This is a genomic window from Pseudophaeobacter profundi, assembly GCF_029697505.1.
GTDB classification, from domain to species: Bacteria; Pseudomonadota; Alphaproteobacteria; order Rhodobacterales; family Rhodobacteraceae; genus Pseudophaeobacter; species Pseudophaeobacter profundi.
Genome location: NZ_JARJEF010000248.1, coordinates 1 through 274, shown reverse-complemented (window position 1 = coordinate 274; position 274 = coordinate 1). Strand labels below are relative to the sequence as shown.

The 274-nt window shown below is 52.9% G+C and carries 1 protein-coding gene; it reads left to right on the top strand.

Annotated elements, in window-relative coordinates:
- A partial coding sequence (locus P2081_RS20885; RefSeq protein ID WP_278924704.1) for a pepsin-like aspartyl protease occupies positions 1 to 274 on the top strand: 274 nt, incomplete at both ends.

The window sequence follows — 274 nt, the reverse complement described above, 5'->3', positions numbered from 1 at the left end:
CCACTCCCATCATGGGTGGCCAGTATGTGGTTGATTGCGCTCTCATCGCAAGGCTGCCTCAGATTAATTTTGTTTTGGGAGGAAAATCATTTTCTCTGAACGGAACTGACGATGTAGTGCGTGTGAGCCAGTTCGGCAAGTCCATCTGTCTGTCGGGCTTCATGGGCATCGACAGTCCCAAGGGGCCGCTGTGGATACTCGGGGACGTGTTCATCGGTCGCTACTACACAGAGTTCGACATGGAGAACAACCGCGTGGGATTCGCCAACGTAAA